Here is a 21,350-nt window from a genome sequence, read left to right on the forward strand (position 1 = left end):
CGGAAGGGAGGCCCGGACGGGAGGATCTTAGTTCTGTCTTTCGATTCCGTGCGTCCAGGCCCAATGGTGGCTTCCTGCCGCCAGCCTGGCCACGCCCCCTGAGTGATGACCCAAGCCCCCCAGAAGGAGACCCTGAGCGCACCCGCCACCGGTGCCCAGGGCGATGCCACCGGCGCCTACGCCATCGTCGAGGCCTCCGGCCAGCAGTTCTGGCTCCAGACCGATCGTTACGTCGATCTCGATCGCCTCAATGCCGAGGTCGACAGCACCGTGACCCTGGAGAACGTGCTCCTGGTGAAGGACGCCTCCGGCACCACCCTGGGCCAGCCCTACGTGACGGGCGCCACGGTGGAGCTCAAGGTGCTGGCCCATCGCCGCGGCCAGAAGATCATCGTTTACAAAATGCGCCCCAAGAAGAAGACCCGCCGCAAGAACGGCCACCGCCAGGAGCTCACCCGGGTGATGGTCCAGTCGATCAAGGTGGGCGGCAAGTCGATCGCCTGATCGGGCCCCAGCCTCTTCTCCAGTTCCCCCCGTTCTCCCTTCTCTGCTCCCCCCATGGCCCACAAGAAAGGCACAGGCTCCACCCGCAACGGCCGCGACTCCAACTCCAAGCGTCTCGGCGTCAAGCGTTACGGCGGTGAGACCGTCAGCGCCGGCTCGATCCTGATCCGCCAGCGCGGCACCTCCGTGATCCCGGGCGTCAACGTGGGCCGCGGCTCCGACGACACCCTGTTCGCCCTGGTGGATGGCGTCGTCAGCTTCGAATCCATCAAGCGTGGCCTGCGCAACCGCAAGCGCATCAACATCGCCGTCGCCGCCTAGGCCCCCGGCAGGGGGGCGTCCGCCAGTTCGGCGCCGTCCCCCGGCACCTCCAGATAGCGCCTGAGCCAGCCCACCAGCAGGTAGAAGGGCAGGGTGTCGGCCAGGGCCGCCACCAGCTTGAACACGTAGCCGCTGGCGATGAACACGCCCAGCTGGGGCAGCACCGGCTCGTCCGGCCGGATTGGCAACACATGGGCGGCGTAGTGGCTGATCAGCACCACCGCCGACGTGTCGACGACCTGGCTGATCAGGGTGGAGCCGTTGTTGCGCAGCCACAGGGCCTTGCCGTTGCTGAAGCGCTTCCAGAAATGGAACAGGCGCACGTCGGTGAACTGGGCGGCCATGTAGGCAGCCATGGAGGCCCCCACGGCGCCGAAGGCCAGCCGGCGCACCTCGAAGAACACCGGCACCCCGTCGGCGTGGGTGTCGGCCGGCAGGCCCGCCACCCCACCGAATCCGTCCAGGCCCGGCAGGATGCCACCGAGCCAGAGCACCAGGACGATCCAGCCGTTGAGCATCAGACCCACCCACACCACCTGGGAGGCGCGCCGTTCGCCCCAGATCTCGCTGATCAGGTCGGTGCACAGGAAGGTGACGGGGTACGGCAGGGCCCCCACCGCCACGATGATCGGGAAGGACCCGATGCTGCCCAGGTGGAGGAACCGGGTCAGCCCCAGGATGTTGAGCATGCCCATGGTCCCCAGGAAGATGCCGGCCAGCACCAGAAAGGTGACCTCGCGCCGGTCCTGCAGCGTCATCGGCGCCTGAGCATGGGAGAAGGTCCCTCCAGGCTGCCGCCATCGCCTCCGTCGCGCCACGGCTGCGGGTTCCTGGTGCTCGACAAGCCCGCCGGCCTGACCTCCCACGACGGCGTCGCCAGGGTCCGGCGGGCCTATGGCCTGCGGCGGGTGGGCCATGGCGGCACCCTGGATCCAGCCGTCACCGGCGTGCTGCCGATCGCCCTCGGCCCTGCCACCCGGTTGTTGCCCTACCTCCCCGGCGACAAGACCTACCGCGGCACCGTCCAGCTGGGCGTGCGCACCGGCACCGATGACCTCGAGGGCGAGGTGCTGGAGCGCTCGGCCGTTCCGCCCCTCGATCCTGAGGCCCTCGAGCAGGCCCTGGCCCGGTTCCGGGGCGAGATTCTGCAGGTGCCTCCCCAGGTTTCGGCCGTCCATGTGGATGGCCAGCGGGCCTACGCCCGGGTCCGGGCGGGGGAGCAGCTGGCATTGGCGGCGCGGCCGGTGCGGATCCATGGCCTCGACCTGCTGGGCTGGGACGCCGAGAGCGGCCGCCTGGAGCTGGAGGTGCGCTGCTCCGCCGGCACCTACGTCCGTGCCCTGGCGCGGGATCTGGGGGACGCCCTCGGCTGCGGCGGCGCCCTCGCCAGCCTGCGGCGCACCGCCGCCCTCGGCTTCGGACTGCACCAGGCCATTTCCATGGAGCGCCTGGCCAGCGGCCCCCTCCCCCCGCTGCTGGATCCCCTCGACGTGCTGGTGGATCTGCCGCGCCAGCGACTCGATCCGGCCCAGCTGTCCCCGTGGCGCTGCGGCCGGTCCCTGCCCCGTACGGTGGAGCAGTTGCCGGAGGGGGCGGTCGCCGTGCTCACCCCGGATGGCAATCTGGCGGGCATCGCCCGCGCCGATGGCAAGGGCCTGCTCCTGCCCCGGCTGGTGTTCGACGCCGCCGGTTGAACCCCCTGCGAACTCGCGATGGCCGGCCACAGCAAATGGGCCCAGATCAAGCGCACCAAGGCGGTGGTGGACGCCCGGCGCGGAGCGCTGTTCACCCGTCTGGGGCGGGAGATCACCGTGGCGGCCCGGGGTGGTGCCGATCCGGCCGGCAACTTCCAGCTCCGCACCGCGATCGAGAAGGCCAAGGTGGCGGGGCTCCCCAACGCCAACATCGACCGGGCCGTGGCCAAGGGCAGCGGCCAGGGGGGTGGCGGGGCCGACCTGTTCGAGGCGGTGCGCTACGAGGGTTACGGCCCGGGGGGCGTGGCCGTGCTGGTCGAGGCCCTGACCGACAACCGCAACCGCACCGCGGCCGACCTGCGGCTGGCCTTCGGCAAGCACGGCGGCAACCTCGGTGAGACCGGCTGTGTCAGCTATCTGTTCGAGCAGCGGTCCGTGGTGCGGCTGGCCCTGCCCGGCGCCGACGAGGAGCGCCTGCTGGAGGACCTGCTGGCCCTGGAGGAGCGGGGTGGCCCGGCGGCGGCGGGCTACGAGATCGATGACGAGGGCGTCGACGTGTTCGGCGCCTTCGCCGACCTCGAAGCCCTCCAGGATGGGCTCCGGGACCTGCGGCTGCCCCTGGCCGGCTGGGAGCATCGCTGGATCTCCTCCCTGCCCTGCCGCCTCGAGGACGGCGCGGTGCTGGCCGCCTGCCTGCGCATGCTGGATGTGATCGAAGATCTCGATGACGTGCGCAGCGTCACCAGCAATCTCGAGGCGGACGACGCCCTGATGGAGGCGGCCCTGCCCGGCTGAGGCCACCTCCCCGCCCTCCGCAGCGCCCTCCGCCGCGCCAGAGGGTCAGCCCATGGCCTCGGCGTCGGCGATCACGGTGAGGGCAGGGTGGTGCTGCAGCCAGCTGGCGGGCAGCTCCGGCGTGGGGGGCTCCCCCAGGGCACGGCGCAGGATCGCCGCCTTGGCCCCGCCGGTCACCACCAGCAGCACCCGGCGGGCCGCGAGGATCTCGGCCATCCCCAGGGTGATGGCCCGCCGGGGAACGGCGCCGGGATCGCCCCCGAAGGCGCCGGCGTTCTGGCGGCGGGTGTGGTGGCTGAGGGCCAGGCAGCGGCAGGCCACGGTCGCCCCCGCCGGGGGCTCGTTGAAGCCCACATGGCCGTTGAGGCCCAGGCCCAGCAGCTGCAGGCCGATGCCGCCGGCGGCGGCCACGGCGGCGCCGTAGCGCCGCGCTTCGCCATCGGGATCGCCGGCCCGCCCATCGGGGAGCCGCACCCGCCCGGGGTCCAGGCCGAGGGGCTCCACCAGCTGGCGGGCCATGGTGGCGGCGAAGGAGGCGGGATCCTGGGGCCCCAGCCCCACGTACTCGTCGAGGTTGAAGCTGCACCAGCCCTGGCGCACCTGCGCTGCCAGGGCGGGCTCCAGGCGCCCCAGCCGTCGCGCCAGGGCGGCATAGACCGGCTCCATGGTGCGTCCGGTGGCCAGACCCAGGGGCCGGCCCGGCCGCAGCCGATCAGCCAGCAGCAGGGCCGCCACCCGCTCCGCCACCGCCGCCGCATCGGCGAGCACGATCGGAGCGATGGAGGCGGTGACAGGGGCTGCGACCGGGGCGCTGGGGGCGTGGCGGCTCAACGGGTGCCTCAAAGGGCGGAGTAGGGCTGGATCCTGGCCCCCTGGTAGTAGTGCTGGAGGATCTGCCGGTAGTCCTCGCCGCGCAGGGCCAGGGCGTAGGCGCCCCACTGGCTCATGCCCACCCCGTGGCCGTAGCCCCGGCCGCTCACCAGCAGGGTCGGCGCGGCGGGCGGGCGGGGGGCCCGCCAGGGGGCCTGCACCAGGCCGGAGGCCAGGGAGCGGATCCCCTCGGGGGTGAAGACCCCCTGCAGGGACGGCAGCGGCGGCGGGAAGGGGGCGGCCCGGGGCGCCTCGAAGTCGAACCGGGCCAGGGTGCTGCGCAGGCCCAGCCGCTGGCGCAGCTCGGTGCCGGAGAGCAGCAGCGAGCCACCGGGGCCCGTCACCCGGGCCTGGCGGATGCGCCCGGAGCTGGTGGTGGAGAGCACCTCGATGCGGAAGGCCCCGTCGATCTCCCGGAAGGCCCGGGCCAGCTTGTCGGGCTCGACGCGCAGCTGCCAGGCATGCACAGGGCTGGCCTGGTCGTAATCGGGCACGCTCACCAGGTAAGGCAGTTGCTGGCGCCAGATGTCGCCGCTGTTCTCCGTGAGGCCGCCACTGCTGCTGTGGAACACCGCGTTGATCAGGGAGGAGCCGTGCATCAGCACCTGGGAGCGGGTGCTGCGCACCGCTTCGCGGGTGGAGTCGGTTTCGGCCTCCACCCCCTTGTAGACCTGGCTGGAGACGGTGGCCTTGAGGTCGAAGGGCTCCGCCGGCCGGCGCTGGCGCAGGGCGTAGGTGCGGGCCGCCACCGCCTGGGCCCGCAGGGCCGCCAGCGGCCAGCTGGCCGGCATCTCGCTGCCCACCACGCTGGGCAGGTAGCTCTCGACATCGATCAGGTTGATCGCCTGCAGGCGATCGCCCTCGCTGCGCACCAGCAGGCGGCCGCGGTAGCGGCGCTGCTGCAGGGTCAACACGGCCTCGCTGCCCTCACCCCGCCCCGGGGCGGGATCGATCCAGGCCTGGCCCGACGGCAGCGCCACCCGGCGGGGCGGCCCGGTCGGTCCCTCCAGCCTGGCCTCCAGGGCCGGGCCGCTGCCCACCAGCTGCAGCCGCGCCCCCGGGGCCAGCTCCGCCAGGGTGCGCCCCGTGCCATCGCCGAGGCGCAGCACGGTGCTGCCGGACTCCAGCTCCAGGGTGGGGGCCTCCCGCAGCAGCACCCGCACCACGGGTGCCGGCGCCCTCGCCTCCGTGGGAACCGGCGCCGCGACGGCGGCGGGAAGCAGGGCCAGCGAGAGGCCGGCGCGCCATCCGAAACGGAGGAGGGTCACGAGGGTGCGCGAGCGACAACGGCTCATTCTGGACGGGTCATCCTGCGGGCGCCATGGCGCCAGCCAGCGCACCGGCCGGCGCCGTGGCAGCATGCGCGCTGAGGCAGCCAGGGTGTGCAGGTCACCTTCCTGGGAACCAGCTCCGGCGTTCCCACCCGCGCCCGCAACGTCTCCGCCGTGGCCCTGCGGCTGCCGCAGCGGGCCGAGCTGTGGCTGTTCGACTGCGGCGAGGGAACCCAGCACCAGTTCCTGCGCAGCGACCTGCGGGTGTCCCAGCTGCGCCGGATCTTCGTCACCCACATGCACGGTGACCACGTCTTCGGTCTGCCGGGGCTGCTGGCCAGCCTGGGGCTGGCGGGCAACTGCGCCGGCATCGACCTCTACGGACCGGACCCGCTGCGCGACTACCTGGAGGGCGTGATGCGCACCTCCTCGACCCGCATCGGCTATCCCCTGCGTACCCACCGGGTGAAGGAGGCCGCTGCCCGCGGCACCCTGGTGCTCGACGACGACGACATCACGGTGCGCTGCACGGCCCTCACCCACCGGGTGCCGGCCTACGCCTACCGGGTGGATCAGAAGCCCCGGGCCGGCCGCTTCGACGTGGAGCGGGCCAGGGCCCTGGGCATTCCCCCCGGGCCGGTCTACGCCGAGCTCAAGGCCGGTCGCAGCGTCACCCTCGACGACGGCCGGGTGATCCGGGGCGAGGCCCTGTGCGGGCCGCCCCGGCCCGGCTGCAGCGTCGTCTACTGCACCGACACCGTGTTCAGCGAGGCGGCGGTGGCCCTGGCCCGCGGCGCCGACCTGCTGATCCACGAATCCACCTTCTCCCATGGTGAGGCGGAGCTGGCCATCGCCCGCCAGCACTCCACCAGCACGATGGCCGCCCAGACCGCCCTGGAGGCGGGGGTGAAGCAGCTGGTGCTCACCCACCTGAGCCCCCGCTACGTGGCGGGGAATCCCATGACCCCCGACGACCTGGTGGCCGAGGCCCGGGCCATCTTCCCCGAGACCGTGGTGGCGAAGGACTTCCTCAGCCTCTCGGTGGGGACCGGGGGCTGAGCCTGCAACAGTTCGCGTGATTCCGTTCCGGGGGACCCGTCGCCCGTGATACAAGGTCTCAGTTGCGGTCCGACCGCCATTCCGCCGGCTTCTCCCATGGCCCCCCTCCTTCGCTCAGCCGCCCCGCTGTCAGCCGCCCGTCGCACCGCCCGCCTAAGCACCGCTCCCCTTCGCACCGCCCTCCGTGCCGTGGTCCGGACGCTGCTGATCCTTCCCCTGGCCCTGCTGGTCTGTTTCGCGGGCCCCGCGGCCGCGGCCCAGTGGAGCACCGAGGATCTCACCGTGCCGGTCTCCCCCGACGGCACCCTGGTGACCTTCAGCGAGAAGGAGGTCAAGACCGGCCGCAAGCTCTTCAACGAAAGCTGCGGCACCTGCCATGCCGGTGGCATCACCAAGACCAACCAGAACGTGGGTCTGGACCCCGAGACCCTGGCCCTGGCCACCCCGGCCCGGGATTCGGTGGACGCCCTGGTCGACTACATGAAGGACCCCACCTCCTACGACGGGGAATACAGCATCGCGGACGTGCACCCCAGCCTGCGCAGCAGCGACGTGTTCGTGAAGATGCGCGATCTGGACGACGAGGACCTGCGCCTGATCGCCGGTTACATCCTGGTGGCCCCCAAGGTCCAGGGCATCCAGTGGGGCGGCGGCAAGATCTACTTCTGATCGCCGCGCCCACCTCCCCCGGCCGGCCCTGCGTCGGCCGGTTTTTTTGTGCCTGGAGCCCGGCGCCTCAGGGGGCCGGGGCCGGCAGCGGTGGTGGCGGGGCCAGGTTGGCGGCCTCCAGCGACCCCGGCAGCTTGCTGTACCACCACTCCTGCAGGCCTGGGGCCAGGCGCTGGGGGAACAGGGTGATCACGGTGCGGGTGGGGCGGGCCCCCGGCTGCAGCAGTTCCACGGCGTAGGAGGGGCAGCGGCGGGCGGCCAGGTCGGGCACGAAGCGGCGGCCGACGCGGCGCCAGCTGGGCTCCTTGCTGCGCCAGGCCAGCCGGCAGCAGGGCCAGGGGAGCTCCTCCCGATCGAACAGCCGGCAGCAGGGGCCCAGGACCCGGTAGCTGTACTGGCCGCCGGGGCTCGGATGCTCGCTGCCGGAGGCCAGCACGGTGTCCACCTGAAGTGCCATGAAAAAGCCACCCCTGAGGGTGGCGGAGAAGAACGCGGGGTTCAAGTGGGCGATCCAACCGGACCGCCCGGCGAGGAGCTCAGTAGAGCTCTTCTTCGGTGTGGGTCTTGATGGTGCAGTCGGAGGTGGGGTAGGCGACGCAGGTGAGGACGAAGCCGGCCTCGATCTGGTCGTCGTCGAGGAAGCTCTGGTCCGACTGGTCGACGGTGCCGGCGGTGAGCTTGCCGGCGCAGGTGGAGCAGGCGCCGGCGCGGCAGGAGTAGGGCAGGTCAATGCCCTGCTCTTCGGCGGCGTCGAGGATGTACTGGTCGTCGGGAACCTCGATGGTCTTGTTCAGCCCCTCGCTCTCATTGACGAGGGTGACCTTGTAGGAAGCCATGGAAGAGATTGGAGCTCACAGACACCCGGCAGCCAGGGCCTGTAGGACCCGCCCTTCCTACATCCGACAGGGGGCATTCCCGGCGATCTTGGGCTCGCAGGCCGGGAAGCCCAATCAAAGCCAGGACACAGATCAGCGTGCCTTATGCAACATCCGATGCCGAACGGATCCGCAGCAGGCCCCAGCGGTCCTGCTCGACCCGCCCTTCCACCCGCCAGCCCGCTGCCGCCAGATCCCGCTCCAGGCCTGGGGCCTGATCCACCAGCAGGCCGCTGAGCAGGCCCACACCGCCGGGGCTCAGCAGCTGCCCGAACCAGGGAATCAGGGCCTCGATCACCGGCGCCAGGATGTTGCACAGCAGCAGATCCGCCGGACGCCCCTCCAGCAGCGCCACCAGGGCCTCGGCCGAGCCCGTGGTGACCGTGAGGCCACGGGCGCCGTCCAGGCCATTCAGGGCGGCGTTCTCCCGGGTGGCGCGTTCCGCCAGGGGGTCCGTGTCGGCGGCGGCCACGGCCGCCGCCCCCAGCCGCAGGGCGGCCAGGCCGAGGATGCCGCTGCCGCAGCCCAGATCGGCCACCTGGAGCCCCTCCAGGCCCTCACCCAGGCCCGCCCGTTCCCGCTCCCCGGCGAGGGCCTCCAGGGCCTCCAGGGCCTCCAGGCAGAGGCGGGTGGTGGGATGGCTGCCGGTGCCGAAGGCGCTGCCCGGATCGATGCGGATCACCAGTCGCCCGGCGTGCTCGGGCGGCACCTCCAGCCAGGCCGGCAGCACCAGCAGCCGCTCCCCCACCGGATCGGGTCGCCAGTGGCTCTTCCAGCTCAGGCTCCAGTCCTCATCGGCCTGCCGTTGCCAGTGGACCTGTGGAAGCGCCAGGTCGAAGGGTTCCCCCAGCGGGGCCAGGGCCCGCTCCAGCTCCTGGCGCTGGTCGGCGGGCCAGTCGCTCTCCGGCAGCCAGGCCAGCAGCTGCCGCTGCTCCGGCGCCTCGGGGGGGTGCTGGAGCGCCACCCGCGCCACCCCCAGGAGGGGCAGCTTCCAGAGCAGGGACTCCTCCAGTTCGGCCGGGGCGGCCATCTCCAGCCGCCACCAGACCAGGCCCATCAGAGGGTGACCGGGTGGGCGGCCTGGATGCCGTTGATGCCGTGGATCACCGCCAGCAGGCTGGGGGGGATCGGGTCGTCGAGGCTTAGCACCATCACGGCGTCGCCCCGCACGATGCGGCGGCCCACCTGCATCGAGGCGATGTTGACGTTGTGCTCGCCCAGCAGGGAGCCCAGCTGGCCGATGATGCCGGGCATGTCCCGGTGGCGGGTGAAGAGCATGTGACGGCTGGGGGTCACGTTCACCGGGAACTCGTCGATGGTGGTGATCCGCAGTTCCCCGTCGGTGAACACCGCGCCGGTGACGCTGTGGTTGCCCCGGGGGCTGCGGGAGCTGAGCTGCAGCGAACCGCCGGCGAAGTCGCGGCTGGCGTCGTCCTTCACCTCGAGCACGTGGATGCCGCGCTCCTTGGCTTCCAGGGTGGCGTTGACGTAGTTGATGCTGTCGCCGAGGGCGGCCGAGAGGATGCCCTTGAGGGCCGCCACCACCAGGGGCTGGGCCGGGTGGGAGGCGAATTCGCCCTGCAGGCGCACCTCCAGTTCGCTGATCTGGCCGCCGGCCAGCTGGCTGAGCAACAGGCCCAGGGTTTCCGCCAGCTGCAGATGGGGCTTGAGCAGCTCCATCACCTCGGGGGTCAGGCCGGGGATGTTGACGGCGCTGCGGGCCGGCAGGCCCAGGAGCACGTCCCGGATCTGCTCGGCCACGTCGATGGCCACGTTCTCCTGGGCCTCCTCGGTGGACGCACCCAGGTGCGGGGTGAGGATCAGCCGCTCCTTGACCAGGCGCAGGGGGGAATCGGCCGCCAGCGGCTCCTTGGCGTAGACGTCGAGGGCGGCGCCGGCGATGACGCGGTTCTCGACCGCATCGGCCAGGGCTTGCTCGTCGATGATGCCGCCGCGGGCGCAGTTCACCAGCCGGGCGGTGGGCTTCATCGTGGCCAGCAGCGCCGCGTTGACCAGGTTCTCGGTGTCCGGCGTGCGGGGCAGGTGCAGGCTGACGTAGTCGGCTTCGGCGAACAGCTGGGGCAGGGGCAGCAGCCGCACCTGCAGCAGCTGGGCGCGTTCGGCGGAGATGAACGGGTCGTAGGCGGCCACGTCCATGCCCAGGGCCCGGGCGACCCGGGCCACGTGGGAGCCGATCTTGCCGAGGCCCACCACGCCGAGGGTCTTCTTGTAGAGCTCGTTGCCGACGTAGGTCTTGCGGTCCCAGCCGCCGGCCATGGTGCTGGCGTGGGCGTGGGGCACGTGCCGCGACAGGGAGAGCATCAGCGCCAGGGCGTGCTCGGCGGCGGCGATCGTGTTGCCCTCGGGCGAATTGACGACGATCACGCCGCGGCGGGTGGCGGCGGGCACATCGACGTTGTCGACGCCCACGCCGGCCCGGCCGATGATGCGCAGATGGCTCGCGGCCTCGATCACCTCGGCGGTCACCTGGGTGCCGGAACGGATCATCAGCCCCTCGTACTCACCGATGCACGCCACGAGCTGCTCCGGGCTCAGGCCCGTGCGCACGTCCACCTGGGCGACCTGGGAGAGGATGTCGATCCCCGCCTGGTCGATGGGATCGGAGACCAGAACCTTCGTCATGTCCGGCAGCGGTGGGGAGGGCGGGGGGTGCGCCCCCAGGGGGGCAGGCCGGAGGTGCAGTGTAGAGAGCGGTGCGGAGACGAGCCCATGTCCTTGAGTGTGGTGGTCGTGCTGGACGACCGTGATCGCCTGAAGGCCTTGCAGGAACGCTTGCTGGCCCTGCAGCCGCCCCCGACCCGGGTGCTGGCGATCGGCAGCGGTGAGGCGACCATGTCGGACGTGGAGCGGCTGGATCCGGCCACGGCCCGGCGACGGCGGCAACAGTCGATGGTGCGCTGGCTGCTGCCCTTCGGTTTCCTGGCCGGGCTCACCTTCACCCAGATCACCGATCTGCACACGTTCAGCTTCGCCGGGGCCTACGGGGAGCCCCTGATCGGCGGCCTGCTGGGCATGGGCTCCGGCTGGATGGGCAGTTTTGCCGCCGCCGCCAGCGTCAGCTCGGAGGAGGACGACCGCATCCGCATCCTGCGCAACCGGCTGGACGAGGGCTGCTGGCTGCTGCTGCTGGAGGCCCCCGTCGGCCGGGAGATCCCCTGGACCACCATCCAGCTGGCGCGACCGACGGCGGTCGTGCGACTGGACGACACCTGAGGCGCGGGGCCCATGCTTCCACGACGGGACCTGCTGGAGGGGAGTCGGCACCCCGAGGAGCTCGGGGCCCTGTTCAGCCTGGCGGAAACGGCCCTGCGCACCTGGGAGCCCCAGGTCAGCGGCTTTCTCGAGGCGGCGGTGCGGGAGGAGGCCGAGGACCGGCTCGGTGCCCTCAGCGAGCTGAGCCTCGCCAGTGAGGGTGGCCACCCCGGCGCCGAGCGCCGCTGCCTGCTGCTGGCACGGTCGGGACAGGAGCCGACGGCCCCCGCCCTGCTGGGGCTGGAGATCAGCGGCAACTTCCTGTTCGATCCCGCCTCGGCGGCCGACATGGCGGCGGGACTGGCCGCATCCGGTGCCGGGGCCGCGGAGCTGGGTGACCTGTGGCTGCGAGGCGATCGGGGCGGCCAGGCGATCGTCAGCGAGGCGCTGGCCCGGCGGCTGGACGGGACCGAGGGCCTGGTGCGCACGGTGCCGGTGCGGTTCGAGGCCAGGCCCATCGAGGCGCTGCAGCTGCCGGCCCGCCGGCTGCCCCGCCAGCTCACCACGGTGGAGGCTTCCCTGCGGCTGGATGCCCTGGCGTCGGCCGGCTTCGGGCTGTCCCGCAACCGGATGGCCACCCTGATCCGCCAGGGGGCCGTCCGTCTCGACTGGAAGGTGGTCAGCAGTCCCAGCCAGCCCCTGGCGGTGGGGGCGCGGGTCCAGCTGGAGGGGCGGGGAGAGCTGGAGGTGCTGGCCATCGAAGCCACCAAGCGGGAGCGTTTCCGGATCCGGCTGGAGCGCCATTGAGCACCCGGCGGCGCAAGTTGACAGGAGGGAAGGCCGGCGAGTAGGAAAAGTCCTGGTTGAAGACGGATCCGACGGATCGACTGTGAAAGGTCAGCTGTCGGTGATGCTTTCTTCCCCCCCGAGAACCCTCCATCTCGAGGACCATCCATTTCAACGACAGTCCAGCTCGGCCTTCATCGGGCTATCCAAGATTGTTCTCTGAAATCGGTGCCGCTTCGGTTTTTCCGAACTCGGGCGATTAGCTCAGAGGTAGAGCACTACCTTGACACGGTAGGAGTCACTGGTTCGATTCCAGTATCGCCCATTGATTGATTTCAATTCTTCCGATTCGAGCCCGTTTCGGTTCAGCGATCCCTTCGCTGCTACCCTCGGCCGATCATGAATGTGAGCCAGCCAGCGTGAGTCCCGCCGAGGCCGTTGCACCTCTCTCCTGCGCGGTGGTGGTGGGTCTGGGCCGCTCGGGTCTGGGAGCGGCCCGCCTCCTGCAGGCCCGCGGCGAGACGGTGGTGGTCATCGAGAGTGGTGACAAGCCGGAGCACCGGGCCCTGGCGGCCCAGCTGGAGCGCGAAGCCATCGCGGTGTGGCTGGGGGTGCCCCTGAGCCTTGAGGCGTTCCGGGACCTGCCGCTGCCGCCGGCGACGGTGGTCGTGAGTCCCGGCATCCCCTGGAACCACCCGGTGCTGGAGGCGCTGCGCTCCCGGGGGGTGCAGGTACAGGGGGAGATCGTGCCCGCCTGGCAGGCCAGCCGCGACGTGCCCTGGATCGGCATCACCGGCACCAACGGCAAGACCACCGTCACCTGCCTGGTGCACCACCTGCTGCAGCAGGCCGGCCGGGATGCGCCCCTCTGCGGCAACGTCGGCATCTCCGCCGCTGAGGTGGTGTTGCAGCGGCGTCTCGAGCAGGGGCCCCGCCCGGACTGGTTGGTGGTGGAACTGAGCAGCTACCAGATCGAGGCCGCCACCGCCGTTGCGCCGGCGATCGGCGTCTGGACCACCCTCACTCCCGACCACCTGGAGCGCCACGGCACCCTGGCCGCCTACCGGGCCATCAAGCGGCGTCTGCTGGAGAACTCCCGCGTCCGCATCCTCAATGCCGACGACCCCGACCTGCGCCAGCACGCCGACAGCTGGGACCAGGCCGACTGGATCACCGCCGGCCCCAGGGAGGCCCTGCCGCCGGGCCTCGACCCGGTGCTCTGGATCGACGGCGACGACCTGGTGCGGGGCCGCCAGGGCCCCCTGTTCCCGGCCTCCGCCCTGGCCATGCCCGGGGCCCACAACCGTCAGAACCTGCTGCTGGCCGTGGCGGTGGGGCTCCATGCCGGGCTGGAGCCGGCGGTGATGGAGGCGGCCTGCCGTTCCTTCCCCGGTGTCCCCCACCGGCTTGAGCGCCTCCGCAGCCTCAACGGCGTGACCTGGTTCAACGACAGCAAGGCCACCAACTACGACGCGGCCGAGGTGGCCCTGCGGGCTCTGGAGGGTCCCCTGGTGGTGCTGGCCGGCGGCCAGTCGAAGCAGGGGGAGGCCGCGGCCTGGCTGGAGCAGCTCCGGCAGCGGGCCGCGGCGGTGGTGCTCTATGGGGCGGCACGACAGGAGTTCGCCGGCCTGCTGCAGTCCAGCGGCTACGGCGGCGTGGTCAAGCAGGAGGAGGGCCTGGAGGGAGCGGTGGCCCTCGCCGCGACGCTGGCGCCGGCTCTCGGCTGCCGGGGGGTGCTGCTCTCCCCGGCCTGTGCCAGCTTCGACCAGTACACCAGTTTCGAGGCCCGCGGCGACCACTTCCGCGGCCTGGTGCTGGCCCTCGACACCGACAGCTGAGGCGGACGCACCATGGCCTGGTGGTTGATGAAGAGCGAGCCGGATGTCTACGGCATCCACCACCTGCAGGCGGAGGGCACCACCCTCTGGGACGGCATCCGCAACTACCAGGCCCGCAACTTCATGCGCGCCATGGAGATCGGCGACCGGGCGTTCTTCTACCACTCCAATGCCAGCCCCCCGGGCATCGTCGGCCTGATGGAGGTGACCGAGACGGGGCTGGTGGATCCCAGCCAGTTCGATGCCGCCTCGAAGTACTTCGATCCGGCCTCCAAGCCGGAGGCCCCGCGCTGGGACTGCGTGCGCCTCGCCTATCGCGCCACCTTTCCGGCGATGCTGAGCCTGGAGGCCCTGCGGGAGCAGTTCAGCGTCGAAGACCTGGCGGTGGTGCGCCGGGGTAATCGCCTCTCGATCCTGCCGGTGAGCGACGCCAGCGCCGCCCGGCTGTTCCGCCTGCTGGGGGTGGAGCCGGACGCCTGAGGTCAGGCCGCCGGTGCCGAGAAGGCCTGGTGGCCGGGAAACAGGTTGGCCAAGTAGCAGCGGGTCACCCCGCGGTTGCGGATCCCGTTCTGCACGAGAAAGCCCGCCAGGGCGGCCTGGAAGAGCCGGTACTGGTCCCAGTTGGGGTGCTCCTCGATGAACTCGCGCATGGCCGCCAGCAGGGGCGCGGGCACATCCGCCCGCAGGCTCACCAGAGACTCGGCCCCGTCCAGCTGCAGTGTTCTCGGGCGGGACATTGCGAATTCCTGGCAGCGGGTGAGCCACTTCTCCACACCCGTGGGGCCACGTCAAACGCCGCCGCCGGCGGCCATCCATCCCCCGTCCCAGCCTGAGACACCAGCCACTGCAGAGGTTTCGGAGCATCCCCGGGGCCACTCTCGCTTCTCAGGAACGCTCGCCTTTCCCTGTCAAGCGGCGGCGGCGACACGGGCCGCTTCTCCCCATCCGGGGCCGGTGGCCAGCGGCGATCGCCACCGGCCTGGGGAGAAACGGTGCAAAACCGGGGGGCCGGCTGCGGAATCCGCCAACGATCACCAATCCTCATCCCCGCCGCCTTGCTCAGCGGGTCTCAGGCGCTCCAGCGCGGCGCTGAACGCCTCACTGGCGGTGGCGCTCCAACCCCCCTCGAGGCCCCGGAATCCAGGGGCGGGGGTGAGCACCAGCTGCAGCGTCCAGTGGTGCCGGTCACCCTCCAGGCCCAGCCACAGGGATCCGGTGTCGCCCCCTTCGGGCTCTCCGATCGGCAGCTCCACCTCCATGGCCACGGCCTCCTCCGCCATCAGGACGTCGGCCATGGCCCGGTGCTGGGCGGTGAGGCGGACGGCGGCCAGCCGCAGGGCTCCCAGCTCGGCCGCGGTCAGTTCACTGGCCCAGCCGTCCCCTCCGATGAGGGCGATGAAAGGGGCCCGGGCGGGATCCACCACCAGCCGCCAGCCCGGGCCCTCGCAGATTTCCACGGCGGGGTGGTGGCGGGGACCCTCAGCCGGGCAGCAGGTCGGGCTGGTCCTGCTCGTCGCTGAGCTCGATGATGGCCCGCTGGACCGGCTTGATCATCGAGTCGTCGAGCAGGCCGTCGAAATCATCGAAGCGACGTTGCTTGGCCCGGAAAGCGATGCGAACGGTGGTCAGGTAGCGGTTGCTGGAGTGCCTGATCAGGCTCTCTCCTCGCTGGGCCAGCTCCTTGGCGTTGAGTTCGCTGCTTGGCATAGGGACCTGGCCGTCAATCGAACGACTATAGATGAAGGTGGGTATTGACATCAGATTCTTCCACCACGACGTTGGGGAGTGAGGCCGGCAGGGCTTGTCGTGCGACAAGCGTGCGACAAGACCGTCCAAGACCTCGCCGCCAACGCCTGAACACCCCGATACCTGCCAGCCTCCGTTCGGTCTGGAACGACTGGTCGGGCAACAGCTCCACCAAGGCAGGAAACCTGGTGAGCGGGCTTCTGAGCAGCAGATCAGTGATCCCAGGGACACGCAAAGCGCTCGCTCCTGACACGATGACCTGCCAAGGACACACGTGGACACGCCGTCGAACCGAAGCGATGGCAACCCTGATTCTCGAGCCTGCGCCCTCCTGAGGATCCCCGGCCTGCTTTGGGTGCCGATCATCACCCTGGTCAGATCCAGGCGCCGCCTTGACCTGGCCAGACTGCGGAACCACTGCCCTTGGCGCGAAGCGCGGCTGCGATGCGGCGACCGTCGTTTCACCGGGAACATGGGGAGCGTCACGGCAAGATGATCCATGTCGGCAACGAGCTGCTGACAGGTTCAAACGTTTTGGCCACCGCAGCACCGGAGATCCGCGCAAGGGTTGCTCACCCGGGGCCAGCGACGAGATCGCTCACGGCGCTGTGGATGACGTCACAGGCCTTGCTTTCGTGGACATGCTGGCCAGCTCCTTGCGTTTGGCTTGGTCCTCCGTCAACGACCAGGGATCGATCGCTGGCTGGTGCAAAGGGACAAGGAACGGAAGGTGAAGACGATCAGGCCCTACACCCTGAGGACATAGGCCAAGGTCGAGTGCTGCCTCTGGCTGCAGGCCGCTGCGAGGCCGTATCAACCTGATACCCAACCATGCTGAACAACGCTGCTTGATGGCGTGGACTGCTGTCGTTAGAGGCATGGATTTTGTAGAAGAAACTCCATGGTGACTCCAATGAAGGGTCTGCGGTTGACAGCATCAAAGGTGGACAATCGCAGCAGTCCCATGCATCGTGCACTGACCTGCTTCCGTGGGGGAGCATGGTTTCGGCACAATAGATCTTCTTTGCCAGTGCATGTCCAATCAAGCCGATGTGGCCATCGGCCAGCCACGATTTAACTCCGCGCACCATTCTTGTCAGAGCCGACCCGTCAGCCTCCGTGGACGGGGCTGTGCCCGAATTCATGGGAGGTTGGTTTGATATCACTGAGCTATTGATTCAGCGGCCAAGGCCATTGAAGGGATGATGTTTTATGTCAGGGGCTTTCCATCCCCATCGCCCACTTCAATAAAAGGCTCAAGGCAATGCTGCGAGAGCGCGTGTTGCTACAAAAACGACGCCACTATTGATGGATGGGCCTGATCAGTGTCTGAGGAACAATGGAGCTACCGATGAGGATGGATCCTAAGGCGCCGGCCAAGAAAGGCAGGATAACGAACTCCACTCCCAATTCCACGATTGTATGGGTAGCTGAGTATTGGAAGACTGGGGAAAAGGCAGTCATTGGAAACAGCAAGATGATGATGCTTCCAGTTAGCAGAGCAAGGAGTAAGGCCTTCTGGCTGCGGTCATGGTGTTTCCCATCCTCTAACATGCTTGCAATGCTCGCGATGCTGGGTAGCAGAAAAATAGACCGATAATCGTTAGAGATTGTGAGCAGATAGCAACCCAGCCAAGTCCATGTCATGATCGAGATAAACAGTTCTTGAAAGCGTCTCCAGCGCAACTTGCCAATGGCTAGAAGATTTCTTGCGTAGCATTTGTAGATCGAAAGTCTTGAGGTGATCCAGAAGCTGAATAATAACACAATGATCTTCAATACTCCAAGTGCTTGAATGGATAACCGCGCCATGTCGGGGCCTAGCAGCCTGGTCATCCAAGGGCTCATATAATTGAAGGCCCTCAAGCCAAAGTTTATAATCCCGCCATCCCCAATGTCGCTTGACTCGCTGAAATCTCCAAGGAAGGGGATGCTAAAGGCAAGACCCAGGATGGATCCGGTAATCACGGCTAGAGCCAGAAAAAGATTGCTCTCTTTCTGGTGTTTTCCACTGAGGATTCCCAGGACCGCCCAGCCCAGGTAGCCAGCAGCGGGGTAGATCTTTAGAGAAACAGCCAGCAAGGCCAAGGCCCCCGACACGGCGTGTGCATATGTTCCGCTCCAGCTCATTAACAAACAAGAAGAAGAAATAACCAAAAAGATAAACACATCAAAATTTAAACGTTCAAGGGCAAATTGAACGGGAAAGCTGAATAGAAAAAGGGACATCACCAGTGGAAGAGACCATGGACGGCGAAGCAATCCATTGGTGGATATGAGCAGAGTGAAGATAAATCCTAAGCCTATGGCAAGGCCGATTGGCCCCGTGTGGCTTCCCTTGAGATGCAGCAATCGGGCCATCCAAATCCCCATTGGCGGATAATTAATTCCATGCCGACCATAGGGGTCGCAGCCGACCAGCTTGTCGCTGTGGAGGTCTTTCAGATTGACCCCGCATTCACTTGTCGCCGTCAACCATCTCAAGTCCGCAAAGCCTGGGACCATCTTAATCTTATTGATCATCAGAAATGATCCGTCCGCCAAGCCTTCTCCGAGGGTATAGCCAACTAGTGAGTACAGAATGTACAGCAATATAGCTCCAAATAAGATATAGGCTGCAAGGGAAAGACGCTTTGCCGGGCCAATATTTGGAAGTCGCATGACGGATTGGGATTGGCTTGGGGGCTCAGGGGCAGATGAGCAGGGTCAGATGAGCAGGGTCAGTGCCGTTGGATTAGTGCCGCTGGATGAGTGGCGCAGCAGGTTGGAGGCCAACGACTCGAGGTATTTACGTTTGGGAAGGAGTGCTGGTGACCTCCTTCGGTTGCCAAGGTAGCGGAAACTTCTGAGCGCGGCATCGAGGGCTGGTGTTCGAAGCGTGGAGCTGGCAGACACTGGGATTGGAGCGATTAAGCGCCAGACCAGCTGACTGCCATATCCGCCTCGACGCATGACGATCGGGAATCACATCTTCAATCCAGATCGCGTGGGAGACAAGGGGCGCGCCTCGGCTCATGATGATGTTGCGCGAGTTCTGTTGCAGTAGCTTCCTTTCCCAGGGCTGACATGGTGTATTGGCGAACTCCTCCTCGGCCCTTCCGGGGATTGGCTGGCACCGTGTCTGGAGCATCTCCAGGATGGAATTGGTTGTGGAGGCCTCGTTAACCGGCGTCATGGCTGGGTTGCTGGCCACCTGGAAGTGACCGATGCTGGCGATCAGCTGCTGCCGCTGCGTGGAAGCCTGCGGCATGGACCGAGGAGAAGCTGCAAGGACGGGTTGCCCGCTGGATGACGCTCTCCCGTGTGTGCTGCTCCTGATTCACCCATGATCCAAGAATCGACAAGGGACTGACCATGGTGTCCCTGTATCTGCACGGTCTGCACGGTGACGGCACCTCGCCAAGGCCCAGGTCAACGACGGAAACAGGCTGATGGTTCCGCGGCGGCTGGATTTGATCCAGTGCCTAGCTCTGAATCTTCTCGACGATGGAATGCCCTATCCCCCTTGTCCGGCGGGTTCAAGACCAAGCTGACAATGTCCGGTGCCTTCTCGATACGTTAGGGCTTGGTGGAGGGCTTGAAGGTCTTCTTGCGGTGTGGCTGCATCAGAACGATCTGCAGCCAGCGATGCACTGAAGTGATTGAAATCCCAGTCCCATTCTCGTGGCTACGAGGATCCCTGGCTCGCTGCTCATCCGGCATGCGTTTCAGGCCCAGGTCTCCGTGGCGAAGGCTCCAGCCACGTCCAGTCAGCCGCTCAAACCGTCGATTCGGCGATCGACCTGTTGGTATGGCTGGCACCACCGCTCCGAACGATCCAGAAGAACTGCACGATCGAGCCTGGCAGTGAGCGGGAGCAGGCGATGTCCTGCCGTGATGGAAACCTGTCCCGGCCCAGTCGAACGGCGTCATCGACGTACCAAGGCCCACGTCAGCACCCCGCGAGACACTCGCACTCTGGTGGTTGCTGGCGGGACGAGACACTGGCAGGGGTGCATACGCCAGGCTTTCTCCGGTTTCCCTCCCCCCCCCGGTTCGCACCCCCGCCCATGCCCGGAACCCTCGCCATCGACCTGGGCAGCAGCACCACCGTGGTGGCCTGGCAGGACCGCCAGGGACCCCCCGGCCTGCTGCCCCTGCCTCCCTTCAGCTGCGGCGACCCCTGCGTGGTGCCCAGCCTGCTGTGGCTGGAGGCCCCCGACGCCGAGCGGCCCCTGATCGGCCGGCAGGTGCTCGAGGCGGCCCTGGCCGATGGCGACCACCCCGGCCTCTGCCGGGACTTCAAGCGCCACATCGGAGCTCCGGCGTCGGGCCCGCAGACGGGCTGGCTCAGTGCCGAGCGGGCCGGTGCCCTGCTGCTGCAGGGGCTGTGGCGGGCCCTGCCGGCGGAGCTGGTGCCGGAGCGGCTGGTGCTCACCGCCCCGATCGAGACCTACCGGGGCTACCGGGCCTGGCTGGAGCGGGCCAGCCGCGACCTGGCGGTGCCCGAGCTGGCCCTGGTGGACGAGCCCACCGCCGCCGCCATCGGCGCCGGCCTGCCCCCCGGCAGCCGGGTGCTGGTGGTGGACATGGGCGGTGGCACGATCGATCTCTCCCTGGTGGCCCTGGAGGGCGGCGAAGGGCGGGCGGCGCCGATCGCCCAGCTGCTGCGCTTTGCCGGCCGGGACCTGACCCGCAGCGGCCAGAGCCTGCGCTGCGCCCGGGTGATCGGCAAGGCGGGGGTGGCCCTGGGCGGGCGGGACATCGATCGCTGGATCGCGGCCCACCTCTGCCCGGATGGGCCCGCCGACGGCGGCCTGCTGCAGCTCGCCGAACGGATCAAGTGCCAGCTCAGCGAGGCCCCCGAAGCCCGCCAGATCCAGGCGACGGCGGGTTCCTTCCGGGAGCTGACCCTGAGCCGGTCGGCCTTCGAGCGGCTGCTGGAGGAGCGCGGCCTGCCCCAGCTGCTCGACGGCCTGCTGGAGGCGGTCCTGGCGGCCGCCCGCCGGGAGGGTCTGGGGCCGGGCGACATCGACGCCGTGCTGCCCGTGGGGGGCAGCAGCCGGATCCCCCTGATCCGGCGCTGGCTGGAGGGCCGCTGCCCCGGGGTGCCCCTGCGCGGCGAGCGGCCGGTGGAGGCGGTGGCCCTGGGGGCCCTGGCCCTGACCCCCGGCGTCCAGGTCCGGGACGTGCTGGCCCGCGGCGTCTCCCTGCGCTGCTGGGACCGGCGCAGTGCCGCCCACCGCTGGCATCCCCTCTTCGTGGCCGGCCAGAGCTGGCCCACGGAGCAGCCCCTGGAGCTGGTGCTGGCCTGCAGCCGGGACGGCCAGGAGGAGCTGGAACTGGTGCTGGGGGAGCCCCTGCCTGAGGAACGGGCCGAGGTGGTCTTCGAGGCGGGGTTGCCGGTGCTGCGCGAGCGGCCGGCGGGGGCGGCCCCGGTGCGGCCCTGGTCCCCGTCGCCGCTGATCATCCCCCTGGCCTCCCCCGGTCAGCGCGGCGTCGACCGGCTGCGGCTGCGGTTCTCCATCGATGCCCAGGCCCGGCTCCTGGTGGCATGGGACGACCTGGAGGCCCCCGCCGACGGCGGCCGCAGGGAGCCGCGGCCCCTGGGACCGGTGCGCTGAGCGCCAGGAGAACCGCTGCGCTGAGCGCCACCGGGCCCGGCCGATCGCCGCCGTCGGCGGTGGACGCCGACCAGGCTGCCCCCGCAACCAGGCGCCGGTGGCCGCC

Annotated in this window: 22 protein-coding genes and 1 tRNA gene; 12 read left to right on the forward strand and 11 right to left on the reverse strand. The window is 69.1% G+C overall.

From position 1 onward, the window contains the following. Positions 1 to 105: 105 nt before the first annotated feature. Positions 106 to 504 (forward strand): 50S ribosomal protein L21, encoded by a 399-nt coding sequence (rplU, locus tag KUG38_RS03365; RefSeq protein WP_216919042.1) that lies wholly within the window; start codon positions 106 to 108, stop codon positions 502 to 504. A 54-nt stretch (positions 505 to 558) separates the two neighbouring features. Further along, positions 559 to 825, forward strand: a complete 267-nt coding sequence (rpmA, locus tag KUG38_RS03370; RefSeq protein WP_094585604.1) for a 50S ribosomal protein L27 — start codon at positions 559 to 561, stop codon at positions 823 to 825. Here the strand turns inward: rpmA and KUG38_RS03375 are convergent. Continuing rightward, positions 822 to 1,583 carry a queuosine precursor transporter gene (locus KUG38_RS03375; RefSeq protein ID WP_094585605.1) on the reverse strand — a complete coding sequence of 254 codons (762 nt, stop codon included), beginning with the start codon at positions 1,581 to 1,583 and terminating at the stop codon, positions 822 to 824. The two genes, rpmA and KUG38_RS03375, sit on opposite strands and share 4 nt — an antisense overlap. A gap of 12 nt (positions 1,584 to 1,595) precedes the next feature. Here KUG38_RS03375 and truB point away from each other — a divergent pair, with 12 nt between their 5' ends. Both truB and KUG38_RS03385 read left to right on the forward strand, forming a co-directional pair. Beyond that, complete coding sequence (gene truB / locus KUG38_RS03380; RefSeq protein ID WP_216919043.1) at positions 1,596 to 2,519, forward strand: tRNA pseudouridine(55) synthase TruB; 924 nt, start codon at positions 1,596 to 1,598, stop codon at positions 2,517 to 2,519. Between the two features lie 18 nt (positions 2,520 to 2,537). Next, the gene (locus KUG38_RS03385; RefSeq protein WP_216919044.1) at positions 2,538 to 3,314 is read left to right on the forward strand and encodes a YebC/PmpR family DNA-binding transcriptional regulator; all 777 of its coding nucleotides are present in this window, start codon (positions 2,538 to 2,540) and stop codon (positions 3,312 to 3,314) included. Positions 3,315 to 3,359: 45 nt separating this feature from the next. Here the strand turns inward: KUG38_RS03385 and KUG38_RS03390 are convergent, their stop codons facing one another. Continuing rightward, a complete protein-coding gene (locus KUG38_RS03390; RefSeq protein WP_286195589.1) occupies positions 3,360 to 4,145 on the reverse strand; it encodes a glucosamine-6-phosphate deaminase in 786 nt (261 codons plus the stop codon). Between the two features lie 8 nt (positions 4,146 to 4,153). Further along, positions 4,154 to 5,479 carry a SpoIID/LytB domain-containing protein gene (locus tag KUG38_RS03395; RefSeq protein WP_216919045.1) on the reverse strand — a complete coding sequence of 442 codons (1,326 nt, stop codon included), beginning with the start codon at positions 5,477 to 5,479 and terminating at the stop codon, positions 4,154 to 4,156. An 87-nt stretch (positions 5,480 to 5,566) separates the two neighbouring features. On the opposite strand from KUG38_RS03395, the gene rnz reads away from it, so the two are divergent. Together rnz and psbV are read left to right on the forward strand one after the other, a co-directional pair. After that, on the forward strand, positions 5,567 to 6,514 hold the full coding sequence (gene rnz, locus KUG38_RS03400; protein WP_216919046.1) for a ribonuclease Z: 948 nt from the start codon (positions 5,567 to 5,569) through the stop codon (positions 6,512 to 6,514). A 96-nt stretch (positions 6,515 to 6,610) separates the two neighbouring features. After that, positions 6,611 to 7,183, forward strand: a complete 573-nt coding sequence (gene psbV, locus KUG38_RS03405) for a photosystem II cytochrome c-550 (protein WP_286195590.1) — start codon at positions 6,611 to 6,613, stop codon at positions 7,181 to 7,183. Positions 7,184 to 7,250: 67 nt separating this feature from the next. Here the strand turns inward: psbV and KUG38_RS03410 are convergent, their stop codons facing one another. The 4 genes from KUG38_RS03410 to serA all read right to left on the reverse strand — a co-directional run bounded on the left by KUG38_RS03410 (position 7,251) and on the right by serA (position 10,701). Beyond that, on the reverse strand, positions 7,251 to 7,640 hold the full coding sequence (locus KUG38_RS03410; protein ID WP_216919276.1) for a DUF8632 family protein: 390 nt from the start codon (positions 7,638 to 7,640) through the stop codon (positions 7,251 to 7,253). A gap of 79 nt (positions 7,641 to 7,719) precedes the next feature. Beyond that, positions 7,720 to 8,019: a ferredoxin gene (locus KUG38_RS03415; RefSeq protein ID WP_094585612.1), complete on the reverse strand. Its 300-nt coding sequence runs from the start codon at positions 8,017 to 8,019 to the stop codon at positions 7,720 to 7,722. A gap of 142 nt (positions 8,020 to 8,161) precedes the next feature. Next, positions 8,162 to 9,115 carry a 50S ribosomal protein L11 methyltransferase gene (gene prmA, locus KUG38_RS03420; protein ID WP_216919047.1) on the reverse strand — a complete coding sequence of 318 codons (954 nt, stop codon included), beginning with the start codon at positions 9,113 to 9,115 and terminating at the stop codon, positions 8,162 to 8,164. After that, on the reverse strand, positions 9,115 to 10,701 hold the full coding sequence (serA, locus tag KUG38_RS03425; protein WP_216919048.1) for a phosphoglycerate dehydrogenase: 1,587 nt from the start codon (positions 10,699 to 10,701) through the stop codon (positions 9,115 to 9,117). Before serA ends, prmA begins: the two co-directional genes overlap by 1 nt. A gap of 87 nt (positions 10,702 to 10,788) precedes the next feature. Between serA and KUG38_RS03430 the strand changes: the two genes are divergently transcribed. The 5 genes from KUG38_RS03430 (at position 10,789) to KUG38_RS03450 (ending at position 14,375) form a co-directional block, all read left to right on the forward strand. After that, positions 10,789 to 11,292 carry a hypothetical protein gene (locus KUG38_RS03430; RefSeq protein ID WP_216919049.1) on the forward strand — a complete coding sequence of 168 codons (504 nt, stop codon included), beginning with the start codon at positions 10,789 to 10,791 and terminating at the stop codon, positions 11,290 to 11,292. 12 nt (positions 11,293 to 11,304) lie between these two features. After that, positions 11,305 to 12,078: a photosystem II electron transport protein, Sll1252 family gene (locus KUG38_RS03435; protein ID WP_216919050.1), complete on the forward strand. Its 774-nt coding sequence runs from the start codon at positions 11,305 to 11,307 to the stop codon at positions 12,076 to 12,078. A 232-nt stretch (positions 12,079 to 12,310) separates the two neighbouring features. After that, positions 12,311 to 12,382 (forward strand) — tRNA-Val (locus tag KUG38_RS03440). Between the two features lie 94 nt (positions 12,383 to 12,476). Continuing rightward, entirely contained in the window at positions 12,477 to 13,895 is a 1,419-nt protein-coding gene (gene murD, locus KUG38_RS03445; protein ID WP_216919051.1) for a UDP-N-acetylmuramoyl-L-alanine--D-glutamate ligase, read from the forward strand. Positions 13,896 to 13,907: 12 nt separating this feature from the next. Then, the gene (locus KUG38_RS03450; RefSeq protein WP_216919052.1) at positions 13,908 to 14,375 is read left to right on the forward strand and encodes an EVE domain-containing protein; all 468 of its coding nucleotides are present in this window, start codon (positions 13,908 to 13,910) and stop codon (positions 14,373 to 14,375) included. A gap of 2 nt (positions 14,376 to 14,377) precedes the next feature. On the opposite strand, the gene KUG38_RS03455 is transcribed toward KUG38_RS03450, so the two are convergent. The 4 genes from KUG38_RS03455 to KUG38_RS03470 form a co-directional block, all read right to left on the reverse strand. Then, entirely contained in the window at positions 14,378 to 14,632 is a 255-nt protein-coding gene (locus tag KUG38_RS03455; RefSeq protein WP_216919053.1) for a DUF2811 domain-containing protein, read from the reverse strand. Between the two features lie 294 nt (positions 14,633 to 14,926). Next, on the reverse strand, positions 14,927 to 15,352 hold the full coding sequence (locus KUG38_RS03460) for a DUF1818 family protein (protein WP_216919054.1): 426 nt from the start codon (positions 15,350 to 15,352) through the stop codon (positions 14,927 to 14,929). Positions 15,353 to 15,374: 22 nt separating this feature from the next. Then, positions 15,375 to 15,602, reverse strand: coding sequence for a DNA-directed RNA polymerase subunit omega (locus tag KUG38_RS03465; protein ID WP_015110657.1), 228 nt, complete (start codon positions 15,600 to 15,602; stop codon positions 15,375 to 15,377). A gap of 1,341 nt (positions 15,603 to 16,943) precedes the next feature. Continuing rightward, the gene (locus KUG38_RS03470) at positions 16,944 to 18,164 is read right to left on the reverse strand and encodes a hypothetical protein (protein ID WP_216919055.1); all 1,221 of its coding nucleotides are present in this window, start codon (positions 18,162 to 18,164) and stop codon (positions 16,944 to 16,946) included. A gap of 1,526 nt (positions 18,165 to 19,690) precedes the next feature. Between KUG38_RS03470 and KUG38_RS03475 the strand changes: the two genes are divergently transcribed. Continuing rightward, complete coding sequence (locus KUG38_RS03475) at positions 19,691 to 21,244, forward strand: Hsp70 family protein (RefSeq protein WP_216919056.1); 1,554 nt, start codon at positions 19,691 to 19,693, stop codon at positions 21,242 to 21,244. Positions 21,245 to 21,350 lie beyond the last annotated feature (106 nt).

Origin of the sequence: Synechococcus sp. CCAP 1479/9, assembly GCF_019038535.1 — a bacterium.
Classification (GTDB): Bacteria; Cyanobacteriota; Cyanobacteriia; order PCC-6307; family Cyanobiaceae; genus Cyanobium.